Raw genomic sequence first — 13,786 nt, 5'->3', positions numbered from 1 at the left:
GGGGGCCGTACGGAGGGGGCCGTACGGAGGAGCGGCGGGTGCGCCGTGCGGTGAAGGGCCCTGCGGGGCGTCCCCGGTCCACCCTGGCTCATCGCGGTTCGTGGTTCTCGGCGTGGTTCCCCCGGCGCGGGGCCGTCCGGGATCGTGCCGCCCCCGGACGGCCCCGCGCCGGTACGGCGGTCCCGCGTCGCGTGCGGCGGACCGGCGTCCCGGATCGTCGGCGGGCCGGTCCGCCGTCGGCGCCGCCTGCCTGCCGCCGTTCCCGCCGTCACCGGTGGGGGACCGGTGGGCGGGGCGGTGCCGCGGGCCGTCAGCGGCCGGTGTCGCGTGGGGGCTTCAGCGGGTCGTGCCCGATGTTCATCAGCCCGTGGCGCCAGTGCGCCTGCCCGGCGACGGGCTCCAAGTCCTCGCGGCGCTGCGCGGTGACCCGGTCGACGACCTTGTACATCGCGCGGATGTCGTCGTCCTCGAGGTCGGTGCGGCGCTTCTGGAGGATGCGCAGCACCCGCCGGCCGAGCTCCGGTCCGGAGTGGTCCGGTTCGGTCTCGGTCGCCTCGCCGGCGGACTCGGTCCGCAGCCAGGCCGCCAGTTCGTCGGACGTCATGTTGACCACCCGGTGGAACTCGTCCCAGAGCGCGTCGAGTTCGAGGGTGGAGATGTCAGCCGATGTCTCAGCCACGGTATGCCTCCCGGGCCCGGTGCCTGTGTGTTCGGGGTTTCGGGTCGTCCTCGTGCGTGCGTGCCGGCCGCCGCGCGTACCGGTGGGGAGAGCCGGTCCGTGCCGCGCCGGGCGCTCACGCCCCCCTCGGGTGCCCGGCGCGGCGGCGCGGAAACGGGCCTGCCGGTGACGGTACGCGCGGGTGCGGTCGCGGTGCGGCGCGCCCAGGGGGTAGTACCCGGGGCGCCCGGCGTCACACTCCGGTACGTCCCCCGTACGGACGGGCGCGCCGGACCGGGAGGGCGGGCCGCTCAGCCCGCCGCCGGGCCGGGCGGAGAAGCGGGACCGGACAGCGACAGGGCGAACCGCCCCGCGTGGTCGGTCCACCAGTGGCTCATCTCCAGCCCCGCCTCCGCCAGCTCGGCGGTGACGCCCTCCCGCCGGAACTTCGCCGAGACCTCGGTGCGCATCTCCTCCCCGGCGTCGAAGGAGACCGCGAGGTCCACGGCGGGGATCTTCACGGTGTGGGCGTGCCGGGCGCGCAGCCGCATCTCGATCCACTCGTGCGCCGGGTCCCAGCGGGCGACGTGGTCGAAGTCGGCGGGGTCGAAGCCGGCGCCGAGTTCGCGGTTGAGGACGGAGAGGACGTTCTTGTTGAACGCGGCCGTGACCCCCTCGGGATCGTCGTACGCGGCGACGAGCGTTCCCGGGTCCTTGACGAGGTCGGTGCCGAGGAGCAGGGCGTCCCCCGGTTCGAGCAGGGCGCGCGCGGAGTGGAGGAACGCGGCGCGTTCGCGCGGCTGGAGGTTGCCGATGGTGCCGCCGAGGAAGGCCAGCAGCCGTGGCCCGGGGGTGGCCGGGAGCAGCAGGCCGTGCCCGAAGTCGGCGACGAGGGCGTGCACCTCCAGGCCGGGGTGGCCGGCGAGGATGGTCTCACCGGCCCGGCGCAGGGCGGACTCGCTGACGTCGACGGGGACGTAGGCGCGCAGGCCGGTCAGGGCACGCAGCAGGTGGCGGGTCTTCTCCGAGGAGCCGGAGCCCAGTTCGACCAGGGTGCGGGCGCCCGTGGCGGCGGCGACCTCCGCGGCGCGGGTGGTGAGGATCTCGGCCTCCGCGCGGGTCGGGTAGTACGCGGGGAGCCGGGTGATCCGGTCGAACAGTTCGCTGCCGCGGGCGTCGTAGAACCATTTGGGCGGGAGTTCCCGGGGGCGGGTGGCGAGGCCGCGGAGGACGTCGGAGCGGAGCGCGGCGGCGGTGGCGTCCCCGGGGAGGGTGCGGGTGAGGGTGAACGGGCTCAACTGGGCTCCTTGAGCGGGGTCAGGAGAACGTCGGTGCGGGTGGCGGTGAGCAGGGTGCGGTCGGGCACCTCGGTCCACCGCGGGTCGCCGTCGTAGGGCTCCGAGGCCACGACGGTCCGTCCGGCGGCGGGGCCGGCGAGGTACCAGAGGGTGTCGCCCCAGGCGGTGGCGGCGATGGTGGCGCCGTCGGTGAGCAGCAGGTTGAGGCGGGAGCCGGGGGCGGCCGCGGAGAGGCGGGCCACGGCGGAGCCGAGGGCGTCGCCGGGCGTCGGGGCGAGGGCGTCCCCGTGCCCGTGCCCCTGCGCCTGCCTCTTGCCCTGCGGCCGGCGGAGGGCGTGCCGGACGAGGGCCCAGACGAAGGCCGAGTCGCAGCGGGCCTCCAGGGTGAGGAGGTCCTCGGGCGGCAGGGCGGCGGTGAGCGGGGCGGCCGAGGCGGGCCAGCCGGTGAGCGCGCCGTTGTGGCTGAACAGCCACGGCCCGGAGGCGAAGGGCGCGGTGGCCGCCTCACCGTCGGCGCCCGGCTCGGTGGCGTCGCGGACGGCGGCGAGCAGGGCGTGGGTGCGGACCACGCGGGCGAGGTCGGTGAAGGACGGGTCGGCCCAGACGGGCCCGGCCCGGCGGTAGCGGGCGGGGACGGGGTCGCCCGGGGCGTACCAGCCGACGCCGAAGCCGTCGGCGTTGACGGTGCCGTACCGCTGCCGGCGGGGCGCCCAGGACTGGCGGTACAGCGCGTGTTCCGGGGTGACCAGGACGTCCCGCCACGGGACGGCGGGGCCGAGGTAGGCGAGGTGGCGGCACATCAGCGGCGTCCTCCCGGGGCCGGGGCCGGGGCGGGCCCGCCTGCGCCGTTCCGCCCGCCGTCGTCCGGTGCGCCATACCGTCCACCGCCGCCCGGTCCACTGTCCCGTCCGGTGCGCGGGGCGGCGCGGTGTCCGGGGGTCACCGGGGTCACGGGCCCTCCGGCAGGTCGCGGGCGGTGCGGAAGCCGGCGAAGATCTGCCGGCGGACGGGGAGGTCCCAGTTGCGGAAGGTGCCGCGGCAGGCGACGGGGTCGACGGCGAAGGAGCCGCCGCGCAGCACCTTGTGCTCCGGGCCGAAGAACACCTGCGAGTACTCCCGGTAGGGGAAGGCGCGGAAGCCGGGGTAGGGCAGGAAGTCGCTCGCCGTCCACTCCCACACGTCACCGATGAGCTGCCACACGCCGAGGGGCGAGGCGCCGTCGGGGTAGCTGCCCAGGGGCGCGGGGCGCAGATGGCGCTGGCCGAGGTTGGCGTGGTGCGGGGCGGGGTCCGCGTCGCCCCACGGGTAGCGGCGGGAGCGGCCGGTGGCCGGGTCGAGGCGGGCGGCCTTCTCCCACTCGGCCTCGGTGGGCAGCCGCCGGCCGGCCCAGCGGGCCCAGGCGTCGGCCTCGTACCAGCTGACGTGGAGCACCGGCTCGTCGAGCGGGACGGGTTCGGTGATCCCGAAGCGGCGGCGCACCCACTCCCGGCCCTCCCGGCGCCAGAACAGCGGGGCGGACAGCCCCGTGGCGCGGACGTGGGCCAGGCCGCGCGGGTCCCACCAGCGGGGGTCCTCGTAGCCGCCGTCCTCGATGAAACGCAGATACGCGCCGCAGGAGACGGGGTGGGTGTCGATGAGGAAAGGCGGCACCTCGCGCCGGTGCGCGGGCCGTTCGTTGTCCAGCGCCCAGGGCTCGGTGGAGGTGCCCATGGTGAACGGCCCGCCGGGGACGAGGACCTCGGCGGGGAGGGACGCGGCCCCGGCGGGGGCCGGCGGCGGGTCCGGGGCGTGGAGGGCGGCCGGGCCGCGGCGGAGCTGGTGGGTGATGAGCATCGTCTCGTCGTGCTGCTGCTCGTGCTGGGCGATCATGCCGAACACGAAACCCGCCTCCGTCAGCGCCTCGCCCTCCAGCCGGGACCGGTCGAGCACGTCCAGGGCGCGGGTGCGGACCTCGGTGACGTAGCGGCGCGCCTCACCGGGCGGCAGCAGGGGCAGGGACGGGCGTTCGGCGCGCGGGTGCTCGAAGGCGTCGTAGACGCTGTCGAGGTCGGGGCGGAGGGCCTCCTGCCGGCCGACGGCGCGCACGAGCCACTGCTCCTCGTAGTTGCCGATGTGCGCGAGGTCCCACACCAGCGGTGACATCAGGGGGGAGTGCTGGGCGGTGAGGTCCGGGTCCCCGACGCAGGAGGTGAGCAGGGCCGTGCGGTCGCGCGCCGTGGTGAGCAGGGCCGCGAGCCGGTCCCGCAGCGCGCCGGGCGGTGGGGGGAGCGCGGACCCCGATGTGTCCGGGCTGCCGGGGTTGCCGGGGATGCCGGGGGTGCCCGGGGTATCGGGGCCGGTGGCGGTCGGCCGGGGCGCCGTCATGAGCGGGTCTCCTTCCCTGGTGCCGGATGTCCGTACAGGTCGAGCAGGTCGTCGGCGGGGCAGCGGCCCCGGGCGACGTAGCGGTCGGTGAAGCCGTCCACCGCCGCGCGCAGGGCCGGCGGTGCCCCGAGCCGGGGGAGCGCCTCGCGGGCGGCGGCGAAGCAGACCTCGGCGGCGGCGCGCAGCGCGGGGTCGCGGAGGCCGTCGCGGGCGGCTCTGCGCCACAGCGGGTTGCCCGGCGGGGGAGCGGGGCCCGCCGCGTCCGCGAGCGGTCGCACCGCCCGGTACGCGGTGTCGGAGGCGGCGGGGTCGTCGAAGAGGGCCGCGGTGACGGCGAGGGGGACCGCCCAGCCGTCCTCCCCGGGCTGTGCGTCGATCATGCGCAGCTCCAGGTGGCCGCGGGGCCGGACGGGCGGGAACAGCGTGGTGAGGTGGTGGGCCAGGTCCTCACCGGTGGGGCGGCGGTGGGCGCCGCCGCCGTCCTCGGCCCAGCGGCGGAAGGTGAGGCCCGCGGGCGGCACGGTCCAGGGGGCGTCACCGGGGGCGCGGATGAACATGACGGGCGCGTCGAGGGCGTACGCCGCCCAGGCGGCGCGCGGCCCGGGGCCGCCGGCGGGCGCCTGGACGCGGCCGGGGTCCAGCGCCGCCCACACCGCCTGCCGGGTGGAGCGCCAGCCGGTGGGCTCGCCGCCGCTGAGGGGGGAGTTGGCGAAGGCGGCGACGAGTACCGCGCCCAGGTGGTGCGCCAGCCGCCAGCGGCGGGCGTGGCCGAGCGGGCCGGGCCCCTCGTGCCCGGCGTCCACGCAGACCTGGACGGAGGCGGTGGCGCACATCATCGCCCGGCCGGCCGGTCCGGCGCGGTCGAAGTACGCCTCCATGGCGTGGTAGCGGGGGGTGGTGAGCAGCCGGCGCGGCGGGTTCCAGGGGTCGTGGCCGTGGCCGGAGAGGGCCAGGCCGCGGGCGCTGAGCGCGGCGCGGACGAGGGCCAGGTCGGCGGCGGCGAGGGCGGTGCACTCGGCGAGCGAGCCGGCCGGGGGTGAGCTGAGTTCGAGCTGTCCGCCCGGTTCGACGGTCAGGGTGGAACGGAGCGGGAGGTCCCGCAGGGCGGCGAGGGCGGCGGAGATCCGGGACGGTGCGACGGGGTCGCGGGGGGCGGCGGGGTCGTGGACGAGCCATTCGAGCTCCACGCCGAGGCGGCGCGGCGGGCCGGTCTTGAAGCAGATGCCGCGTACCTGGGCGTCGACCTCGGCGGTGGTGACGGGGCGGGCGCGGGGCTCCGGCGCCGGGGCCGGCGCGTCGAACACATCGGTCATGTCCCAACCTCCGGTGCGGGTGGGTGGCACGTGCTCACGGTAAGTGGTGCGGTCCGGCGGCGCATCCCCCGTACCGGGCCGTACCGGGTGTTTCCGTGCCGTTCCATGCCGGTGACGGGCGGGGGACACCGGTCCGCCGTCGCTGTTCCGCGCGGCTGGTTCGCCGTCGTCGGACCGGTGGGGCGGCGGCACGGGCCGGGGTACGGGCCGGGGTACGGTGCCGGCGGCGGACGGGGACGGTGGCTGTGCTCCGTGACCGGTGGTGCGCCACCGGGCCGGTCCGCGCGGGACGGTGGGCCTCCTCTCCGGTCTCTCCGGCCATCGGCGCGGATGGTCCCGGACATGTCTGCCCCGCCGTGCCCCTTTCGAACACATGACGGCCGAATGTGGTCCCGGGGCGGGGTGTGGCGGCGGGGCCTTCCCGCGTGGTTCCCCGGGACCGGGGGGTGTCCCGCACCGCCGGCCGGGACGGTACCGCGGGCGGTGACGTGTGCCGCGCCGGCGGTGGTGCCGGCGGGTGGTGTGCCGGTGGCCCCGGCGCCGGCGGTGAGCGGCGCCGCCGACCGCGGGACGCCTCCGTCAGCTTCCGTTCGCGGCCGGGTGCGGCGGTGGCGCCGTCCCCGCGGGCTGCGGGGACGGATGCCGGGGGGTGCCTCCGCCGGTGGGCCTCGCGGCGTCCGGCCACCGCGTTGACGGGCTCTCCCGCGGTGCTCCGCCCCGGCGTCCGTGCCCGCCCGCCGTCCGGAACGGCGGGCGGGCACGGGAGGATTCACCGTGGCGGGCCGGTCACGGCGGGCCCACCGGAGGCGTCCGCGGTGTCCGGGCCGGGTCAGTGACTCCCGTCGCCGCCGGTGCCCTGGCCGTTCTGGCCGGTCCCCTGCTCCTGCCGCCCGTCTCCGGCGCCGTTGCCGTTTCCGGCACCCTGGCCGACGCCTTCACCCTGCTGTCCGGCGCCCTGGCCCTGACCTTGGCCGATGCCCTGGCCGGCGCCGCCGGCGGCACCGTTCTCGCCGTCCTGGCCTTCCTGGTCACCCGCGCCCTCGTCACCGGCTCCGTCACCGGCGCCCGCGCCCGCGCCGCCGCCCGCGCCGATGGTGGCGCCCACGGCCTCCAGCGCCGTGGTGACCGGCTGGAAGAACGTCTCACCGCCCTGAGTGCAGTCACCGCTGCCGCCCGAGGTCAGCCCCACCGCCGCGTCCCCGGCGAACATGGCGCCGCCGCTGTCGCCCGGTTCGGCGCAGACATCGGTCTGGATCAGGCCGTTGACGATGTCGCCGTTGCCGTAGTTGACCGTGGCGTCGAGACCGGTGACGCTGCCGTCGCTGAGACCCGTGGTGCTCCCGGTGCGCTGCACCTCCATGCCGACACTGGCCTCCGCGGCCTGGGTGATCTCCTGCGCGGTGCCGTCCTGCAGGTTGACCGCGCTCGGTGCCTCCGTGGCGGGGTCGTCGTACATCACCAGGGAGAAGTCGGCGACGGGGAAGACCGACTCGGCCGTGCTGCCCAGGGTCTGCGCGCCCGCCGCGTCCGACGTCCAGGTCGTGCCGGCGGGGCCGCAGTGGCCGGCCGTCAGGAAGCCCGGCGCTCCGCCCACGTCCACGTTGAACCCCAGGGAGCAGCGTGAACCACCACTGAAGATGGCGTCGCCGCCCACGGCGAAGGGCTTGAACTCGCCCTGGCTGTGCTTGACGGACACCATGCCCGCCATGCCGCCGGTCGCCTGTTCGAGCTGAGCCATCTTCTGGCCCGTGACCGTGCGGTCGGCGATCACGGAGACCTTGTTGGTCTTGGGGTCGATCGACCAGGCGGTGCCCGGGATCGACGCGCTGGCGCTCAGCTTCCGCGTGGCCGACCTGAGTTCGGCCATGCTGTTCTCCACGATCCGGGCCTCGGCGCCCCGGGCCCGCGCCGCCTCGGCGGCCTCGTCGTTGAGGACGTTCATGACGAGCCGCCGGGACTCGTTGTCGAAGAACCACCCCGCCGCGTCACCGCCGAGGTCGTCCGCGAGGGCCGTGCCGACCTGCGCGGCGGCGGGTCCGGCGAAGGTTCTGGGGGTGGCCTCCTTGTCGTCACTGGCGTTCGCGTGGGGCAGCAGGACCGCCGCTCCCACGAGAGCGGCTGCGGCGGCGCCGGCGATGGCACCGGTCCGCTTGTTGACTCGTCGGTGGCTCAACTGACTGACCTCCATCGGGGGGCGGGCCGGCCGGTGGGGGCATCCGGCCGGCCCGGCTTGTGGGGCTGCGGCCGGAGGAGCCTGTGGGGAGTTCCCCCGGCCGTGGGTACAGGGGCGTGAGCGGTGCGTCCGTAGCTCCCCGTGCGCCTGTACTCCCACAGCTACGTACGGCGGCCGGGATCGCCTCAACCGGAGGGGAAGATGACGGGAACCGGTGCGCCCGGGGGCTTCCCGCTCCGGGATGCCGGCCCGGTGGGCCGACGGGTGCCGCCGCCCCCGGCGGGCCCGCGTACCGGCAGGTCGTCCGCCGTGTGCCGGGGACGGGGCCGGGGCTGCCGGGCCCCTGGCCCGGTCGGCGAGCGACCGCTTAGTATGCCGCCGGGGGCGGAGCCGTGATCTCGTCTCCGCCCGCCCGTCCCCGATCTGCCGACGGCTCACGGAGGCCCGGATGAAGGCATGGCGCGTCCACCGGAACGGCGAACCGCGCGCGGTGATGAGCCTCGACGAGGTCCCCGACCCCGTCGCCGGCCCCGGACAGCTCCTGCTGCGGGTCCTGGCCGCGAACGTGAACTTCCCCGACGCGCTGCTGTGCCGGGGCGAGTACCAGGTACGCCCGCCCCTGCCGTTCACCCCGGGGGTGGAGGTCTGCGCCGAGGTGGCCGCCGTCGGCGACGGAGCGACGGGCGAGGCCGGCGACCGGGTCCTCGCCCAGCCGCCGCTGCCCGGCGGCGGGTTCGCCGAGTTCACCGTCGCCGACGCGGCCAGCGTGCTGCCCGCCCCCGCCGGCCTCGGGGACGCCGAGGCGGCGGCCCTTCACATCGGCTACCAGACCGGCTGGTTCGGACTGCACCGCCGGGCCCGGCTCCAGGCGGGCGAGACCTTGCTGGTGCACGCGGCCGCCGGCGGCGTCGGCAGCGCCGCCGTCCAGCTCGGCAAGGCGGCCGGGGCCACCGTCATCGGGGTCGCCGGCGGTCCGGAGAAGGCGGCCGTCGCCCGGGACCTCGGCTGCGACCTCGTCCTCGACCGGCGTTCCGACGACGTCGTGGCCGCGGTCAAGGAGGCCACCTCCGGGCGCGGCGCCGATGTCGTCTACGACCCCGTCGGGGGCGAGGCCTACCGGCAGTCGGCCAAGTGCGTCGCCTTCGAGGGGCGCATCGTGGTCGTCGGCTTCGCCGGTGGCGCCGTGCCCGCACCCGCCCTCAGCCACGCGCTGGTCAAGAACTACTCGATCCTCGGCCTCCACTGGGGCCTCTACGCGAGCAAGGACCCGGGGGCGGTCCGCGACTGCCACCGCGAACTCACCGCGCTGGCCGCGCGGGGTGCCATCGCGCCCCTGGTCAGCGAGCGGGCGGGGCTCGACGGCGCCGCCGGGGCCGTGCAGCGGGTGGCCGACGGACTGACCACCGGCCGCGTCGTGGTGGTACCCGGCCGCTGACCCCGCCCGCCGGGCCGCTCCAGGGCTGCGAGGCGCGGGACGAGAACGGCCGGGCCTCGGCGATGACTGTCGGTCAGTACCCGATCGGCGGACGCGGGGGCGGCCGGCGCGGAGCGGCCGATGCGCCACACTGACGCGGCAGAGTCGCTCCGTGCCGTGCCCCGGCCGTATCCCCGGTTACTCCCGGGCGGCCCGCCGAGGAGGTAGTCCGCGATGGCCGTTTCCCTCTCCGTGTTCCTGCTGCTGCTGATCCTGACGGTGGTCTTCCTGCGCAGTGGATCCCTCCGGTGGTCGCACGCCACCGTCTGCGTGCTGCTGGGGTTCCTGCTCGCGGGCACCAGCGTGGGCCCGTCGGTCTACGACGGGATCTCGGCCACCGCGCAGCTCGTCAGCGGTTTCCGCCCCTGAGGACGGAGCGCCCCGGCGGCCCGTTCGAGAAGGCGCCCGGCCCTCCGCCGGAGGCCACCCGGCCCCTGCCGCCCTGCCGGCCGGCCGCCGGCCCCGGGGCGGCCTTCCCGGGTGCGGGTCTCCCGCTCCGCCGGTCGGGCCGGTCCGCTCAGGCCCCGGCCGCCATCAGCTCGGAGCGGATGAGGAACCGTACGCCCTCCGGCGCCTCCAGGGAGAAACCGCTGCCCCGGCCCGGCACCACGTCCACGATGAGCCGGGTGTGGCTCCACCGCTCGTACTGGCCGGCCGCCATCCAGAACGGCACCGTCTCCGGGAGGCCGTCCACCGTCAGCTCGCCGAGCAGGACATCCGAGCCGCCCGTCCGGAACTCGCCGGCGGGGTAGCACATCGGGGCGCTGCCGTCGCAGCAGCCGCCCGACTGGTGGAACATCAGCGGGCCGTGCATCTCCCGCAGCCGGCGCAGCAGCCCGGCCGCCGCGTCGGTCAGCTCCACGCGGGCCCTGGCTCCGGCGGTTCCGTCGGTGACCGCGTTCTCGCTCATCGCCACTCCGTCCCTGGGTTCGTCCCTCGCTTCGTCCCCCGGCTCCGCCCTGGGCCCTTTCCCCGATCCGTTCCCGGCCGGACCGGGCGGCGGCCGCGGTCCGGTGCCGTCTCTCCACGGTAGACCCCGGTGGAACCGGTGAACCCGGTGGAACCGCAGAAGCCGCGGCCCGCACGGCGGCGAACTCCCGGCGGGTGCCAGGCGCCCGGAAATGCGTTGCTCCGCCCACCGGCCGCACGGCACCCTCACCCCCGTGATGATCAGACGTGAGACCCCCGCCGACCACGACGCCGTCCGGGCCGTGCACCGCGCGGCCTTCGCCCACCCCGGTGCGGACCGAGACGCCCCGACCGCCGAGGCGGGGCTCGTGGACGCGCTGCGTGTGAGTGACGCCTGGATCCCGGCGCTCTCGCTGGTGGCCGTCCACCCCGCGGATCCGCCGGATTCCCGGGGCGCCGTGGCCTCCGGGGCGGCGGCGCACCCCGGGGAGGTGGCCGGGCACGTCGTCTGCACCCGCGCGTGGGTGGGGGACGCCCCTGCGCTCGGCCTGGGCCCGCTGGGGGTGGTGCCCGGACTCCAGCGCCGGGGTGTCGGCTCCGCCCTGCTGCACGCGGTCCTCGGGGCGGCGGACGCGCTGGGCGAGCCCCTGGTCGTCCTCCTCGGCCACACCGGCTACTACCCACGGTTCGGCTTCCGGCGGGCCGCCGGGTACGGCATCGTGCCGCCCGACCCGCGGTGGGGGGACCATTTCCAGGTCCGGGCCCTCACCTCGTACGACCCCTCGCTGCGTGGGCCGTTCACCTACGCGGAACCCTTCGGCCGCCTCTGACCCCTGCCGGGATTCCGCGCGCCCGAAGGGACCCGCCGGGGAATTTCGGGAGGCGATCGGTGAGGGGTCCGCCTTCCGCTTTTTCCGCCCTTTTCGTCGCCCGCGGCCGGCGGAACATACCGGACTCCCGTGTTCCGCCGCGGGCGTCCGGCATTCACCGCGGAACCGGCGTGGCGTGAACCGGCCGACGGCGTACCGGGGAGCGTTCCCCGGAATGGGGCCGAGGTGCGGAATTCCCTCTCTCCGGTACGCCGTGAACGCCTCACCGGACAAGGCGTCCGGTCGGCGGAGTTCGCGGCGGAAGCGGCAGCGTGTTATTTCGGCCGTGTTTCCGGGGCGCGACGGGCACCCTTGTCATGCACCCGGACGCGGCCCTACGGTGGGAGCGCTCCCACACCTGCCCCCCCACGGGTCAGCAGGAGGCCAGGTAATGCGCCGCCCGAAAGGGGCGCCGGCATCACCTGGCCTCCCGATCCGGCAGGCCGTACGTTGCGACTCTCCGCACTTTTCCCTGCGCGGCGCGCCCGAATGCACCGGTGGACTCCGTAACCGGGCAGGAATGCCCTGCCGTGCCACGGTTTTCGGGCCGCCGGAATGCGCCGGCCTCGTGCCGCGGAGGGACGTTCCGTACCGTCATGCCCCTGCCTCCGCAGACTTCCTGGGAGTTCGGACAGCTCCGCCGGCCTCTTTCCGCCCTGCCGTGCGACGCGCCCTGTCGCCTCCCGGGTTCCGGCGCGCTGCCCGGATGAGGCTCTGTCACACCAGTGCTCCCGGGGCCTCGTTCCCTGTGGGCGGATTCGGGATCGCCCCCCTTCCGTCATGGTCCACGACGATCGATTGGAGAATCATGTCCCGAACTCTTCTGGCCGGCGGTGCGGCCGCGGCCCTCCTCGCCTCTGCTCTCACCGCTTCCGCCGCCACCTCGGCGAACGCCGCGTCGTCCGACGTGCCGGCGGAGAAGATCCAGCTTGCGGTCAACACCGTCAACGGGTCGGGCTGCCGTGCGGGGACGGCCGCCGTCGCCGCCTCCCCCGACAACACGGCCTTCACCGTGACCTACAGCGACTACCTCGCCATGGTCGGGGTGGGCGCGTCGCCCGTCGACTTCCGTAAGAACTGCCAGCTCAACCTGGACGTCTACGTCCCGCAAGGTTTCACCTACGCCATCGCCAAGGTGGACTACCGCGGATACGGCTACCTGGAGAAGGGCGCGTCGGCCCTGCAGAAGGCCTCGTACTACCACCAGGGCGCCTCGGAGACGGGCACCTCGCAGAAGTCCTTCAACGGCCCGTTCGACGGCAACTGGCAGGCCGGCATCACCACGGAGTACGCGGACCTGGTCTGGGCGCCGTGCGGTGTGAAGCGCAACTTCAACATCAACACCGAACTCCGCGTGAGCAGCGGCACGTCCGACACCAGGAAGACCACCAGCTTCATGACCATGGACTCCACCGACGCCGCGGTCAGCACCACCTACCACCTCGCCTGGGAGAAGTGCTGACGCGCCCGGCGCGCGGCATACGGCCGGCGCGACGGCGTCCCGGCGGCCCGCCGGATCCCCACGGCCCGGGAGCCGGCCGCGGGGCGGGGAACGGGAACGCCGTACACGCACCAAGCCCGTGAGCGGCCCGGCGGGATTCCCGCGGGACGCGCACTACCGGTGAATCCAGGAACACAGGACTGGTGACCGGATACCAGCACCCCCCACTCCGGGCCTGCGCGGTGCTTTCCGCGCACGGTTGCGGGACTCGAAAGGCCAGGGTCGAGGCCCACCGTCGTCTCAGCGGTCACGTCCGCTGAGACGGCGGCCTCTCATCACCCGCCCGGACCATGCGGGAAACCGCCCCCGGGAAAGGCCGTACGGCGTGAGAACACGGGGTGTTCTGTTCTGAGCCGCCAATGCGCTCCGCAGTGACCTGCGCCCGTTCCACCGTCATTTCCCGGAATCGCGGGAGAGCGGCGGTGGGTGGAGGTGACGGCTCGTCGAGTTCCATTCAGCAAACGGCGTCGGGGAATCCCTGTACCCCGGCGCGGTCCACAGCAGACCGATTGGAGAACCATGTCCGGTGTACTCGCAGCGGCCGGCGCCGCGGTGGCGCTGTTCGCCTCCTCCTTCACGCCCACTCCGATCGCCACACCGCCGTACTTCACGGACGTGCCCACCGACAAGATGCTCATCACGGTGGCCACCGTCAACGGTTCGGGCTGCCCGGCCGGGACGGCCGCGGTCGCCGTCTCCGAGGACAACACGGCCTTCACCGTGACCTACAGCGACTACCTCGCACAGGTCGGCGTGGGCTCCAAGCCCACCGACTTCCGCAAGAACTGCCAGCTCAACCTGGCGATGAAGGTCCCGCAGGGCTTCACCTACGCCATCGCCAAGGTGGACTACCGCGGGTACGGCTTCCTGGAGAAGGGCGCCAACGCCACGCAGCGGGCCTCGTACTACTTCCAGGGCTCGTCCAACACGGACTTCCGCCAGAAGGACTTCAACGGGCCGCTGGACGACAACTGGCAGGTCACCCACACCACAGAGCTGGGAGCCCTGGTCTGGGCCCCCTGTGGTGAGATCCGGAACTTCAACATCAACACGGAGCTGCGGGTCAACGCCGGCACGTCCGACACCAAGAAGACCACCAGCTTCATGACGATGGACTCCACGGACGGCGACGTGAAGACCACCTACCAGATGGCCTGGATGAAGTGCCCGCAGTGACGGTGACGCACGGCGGGCGCGGACGGTGAGGGAACGGGCCTGATCACCCCT

General features: G+C 75.2%; 12 protein-coding genes. 5 read left to right on the top strand and 7 right to left on the bottom strand.

Going from position 1 to position 13,786, the window contains the following annotated elements; translation table 11 throughout:
• Positions 1 to 310 precede the first annotated feature (310 nt).
• From HCK00_RS19280 to HCK00_RS19255, 6 genes are all read right to left on the bottom strand, one after another.
• Entirely contained in the window at positions 311 to 679 is a 369-nt protein-coding gene (locus HCK00_RS19280; RefSeq protein WP_311765390.1) for a DUF3140 domain-containing protein, read from the bottom strand.
• 290 nt (positions 680 to 969) lie between these two features.
• Positions 970 to 1,956, bottom strand: coding sequence for an L-histidine N(alpha)-methyltransferase (gene egtD, locus HCK00_RS19275; RefSeq protein WP_168103254.1), 987 nt, complete (start codon positions 1,954 to 1,956; stop codon positions 970 to 972).
• Complete coding sequence (gene egtC, locus HCK00_RS19270) at positions 1,953 to 2,756, bottom strand: ergothioneine biosynthesis protein EgtC (RefSeq protein ID WP_168103253.1); 804 nt, start codon at positions 2,754 to 2,756, stop codon at positions 1,953 to 1,955. Before egtC ends, egtD begins: the two co-directional genes overlap by 4 nt.
• A gap of 148 nt (positions 2,757 to 2,904) precedes the next feature.
• Positions 2,905 to 4,320 carry an ergothioneine biosynthesis protein EgtB gene (egtB, locus tag HCK00_RS19265; RefSeq protein WP_168103252.1) on the bottom strand — a complete coding sequence of 472 codons (1,416 nt, stop codon included), beginning with the start codon at positions 4,318 to 4,320 and terminating at the stop codon, positions 2,905 to 2,907.
• Positions 4,317 to 5,633, bottom strand: a complete 1,317-nt coding sequence (gene egtA / locus HCK00_RS19260) for an ergothioneine biosynthesis glutamate--cysteine ligase EgtA (protein ID WP_168103251.1) — start codon at positions 5,631 to 5,633, stop codon at positions 4,317 to 4,319. Before egtA ends, egtB begins: the two co-directional genes overlap by 4 nt.
• A gap of 829 nt (positions 5,634 to 6,462) precedes the next feature.
• The gene (locus HCK00_RS19255; RefSeq protein ID WP_168103250.1) at positions 6,463 to 7,806 is read right to left on the bottom strand and encodes a S1 family peptidase; all 1,344 of its coding nucleotides are present in this window, start codon (positions 7,804 to 7,806) and stop codon (positions 6,463 to 6,465) included.
• A 448-nt stretch (positions 7,807 to 8,254) separates the two neighbouring features.
• On the opposite strand from HCK00_RS19255, the gene HCK00_RS19250 reads away from it, so the two are divergent.
• Together HCK00_RS19250 and HCK00_RS19245 are read left to right on the top strand one after the other, a co-directional pair.
• Positions 8,255 to 9,241, top strand: coding sequence for an NADPH:quinone oxidoreductase family protein (locus tag HCK00_RS19250; protein ID WP_168103249.1), 987 nt, complete (start codon positions 8,255 to 8,257; stop codon positions 9,239 to 9,241).
• A gap of 213 nt (positions 9,242 to 9,454) precedes the next feature.
• Complete coding sequence (locus tag HCK00_RS19245) at positions 9,455 to 9,649, top strand: hypothetical protein (protein WP_168103248.1); 195 nt, start codon at positions 9,455 to 9,457, stop codon at positions 9,647 to 9,649.
• A gap of 148 nt (positions 9,650 to 9,797) precedes the next feature.
• Here HCK00_RS19245 and HCK00_RS19240 read toward each other — a convergent pair whose 3' ends face one another.
• On the bottom strand, positions 9,798 to 10,190 hold the full coding sequence (locus tag HCK00_RS19240) for a DUF779 domain-containing protein (RefSeq protein ID WP_168103247.1): 393 nt from the start codon (positions 10,188 to 10,190) through the stop codon (positions 9,798 to 9,800).
• A 256-nt stretch (positions 10,191 to 10,446) separates the two neighbouring features.
• Between HCK00_RS19240 and HCK00_RS19235 the strand changes: the two genes are divergently transcribed.
• From HCK00_RS19235 to HCK00_RS19225, 3 genes are all read left to right on the top strand, one after another.
• A complete protein-coding gene (locus tag HCK00_RS19235) occupies positions 10,447 to 11,019 on the top strand; it encodes a GNAT family N-acetyltransferase (protein WP_240965716.1) in 573 nt (190 codons plus the stop codon).
• An 847-nt stretch (positions 11,020 to 11,866) separates the two neighbouring features.
• Positions 11,867 to 12,520 carry a DUF4360 domain-containing protein gene (locus tag HCK00_RS19230; RefSeq protein ID WP_168103245.1) on the top strand — a complete coding sequence of 218 codons (654 nt, stop codon included), beginning with the start codon at positions 11,867 to 11,869 and terminating at the stop codon, positions 12,518 to 12,520.
• Positions 12,521 to 13,078: 558 nt separating this feature from the next.
• Positions 13,079 to 13,735, top strand: a complete 657-nt coding sequence (locus tag HCK00_RS19225; RefSeq protein WP_168103244.1) for a DUF4360 domain-containing protein — start codon at positions 13,079 to 13,081, stop codon at positions 13,733 to 13,735.
• The last annotated feature ends 51 nt before the right edge of the window (positions 13,736 to 13,786 follow it).

The organism is Streptomyces zingiberis (assembly GCF_012034935.1).
In the GTDB taxonomy this organism is placed as follows: domain Bacteria; phylum Actinomycetota; class Actinomycetes; order Streptomycetales; family Streptomycetaceae; genus Streptomyces; species Streptomyces zingiberis.
This window is presented reverse-complemented; position numbering and strand designations above follow the sequence as displayed.